The 956-nt window shown below is 69.2% G+C and carries 1 protein-coding gene; it reads right to left on the bottom strand.

Features of this window, described 5'->3' with window-relative positions; translation table 11 throughout:
* Nucleotides 1–614, bottom strand: a 614-nt coding sequence (locus tag CCN42_RS38015) for an alpha-amylase family glycosyl hydrolase (protein ID WP_245877655.1), incomplete at its 3' end; no start/stop codon positions are given.
* Nucleotides 615–956: the final 342 nt, after the last annotated feature.

Raw genomic sequence — 956 nt, 5'->3', positions numbered from 1 at the left:
AAGCCGTCGACGCCCCGGTCGGACCAGAATTTCAGGGTGGTGCGGAAGTCGGCGCGGATCTCCTCGTTCGCCCAGTTGAGGTCGGGCTGTTCGGGGGCGAACAGGTGCAGGTACCACTGGCCGTCGGGGACCCGCTGCCAGGCGCTGCCGCCGAACACGGACTGCCAGTCGGTGGGCGGCAGTTCACCCCCCGGTCCGCGGCCGTCGCGGAACACGTACCGGTCGCGGGCGGCCGACCCGGGGCCGGCGCGCAGCGCCTCCTGGAACCAGACGTGCTGGTGCGAGGTGTGGTTCGGCACGACGTCCACGATGACCTTCAGGCCCAGCCGGTGGGCCTCGGCGGCCATCGCGTCGAAGTCGTCGAGGGTGCCGAGACGCGGGTCGACGTCCCGGTAGTCGGCGACGTCGTAGCCGCCGTCGGCGAGTTCGGAAGGGTAGAAGGGGCTCAGCCACAGCGCGTCGACGCCGAGCGCGGCGAGATGGCCGAGCCGCTGGGTGATGCCCTTGAGGTCACCGAACCCGTCGCCGTCGGCGTCGGCGAAGCTGCGGGGGTAGACCTGGTAGATGACGGCCTGGCGCCACCAGTCGGGGTTCCTGGGGGAGAGGTCGGGCACGCGGCCTCCTTCTCGGCATTGCGGGTGTTGCGGGTGTCAGGGAGATGACTGTCCACATCGCCGGAAAAGCGAACATTCCTTGCACCCGGGGCATGCCCGGGACACCGTGTCAGAGGAATCGTCAGGGGAATTGACAGCCACCCCGGCGGGCCCGACCATGTGCTCACGCTGTGACGCACGTGACCAGTGCGAACGGCGTCTCTCACGACCACTTGAGGGGCTGTCACATCCACAGCCTCCCGCACCCATGCACACGCAAGATGGGAACCACATGTCCATAGCGAGACGTGTCACCGCGCGACGCCTGCTGGGGACGGGCGCCGCGCGGTGACACGTCTCGCT

The organism is Streptomyces glaucescens (genome assembly GCF_002154375.1).
Taxonomy (GTDB): domain Bacteria; phylum Actinomycetota; class Actinomycetes; order Streptomycetales; family Streptomycetaceae; genus Streptomyces; species Streptomyces glaucescens.
This window is presented reverse-complemented; position numbering and strand designations above follow the sequence as displayed.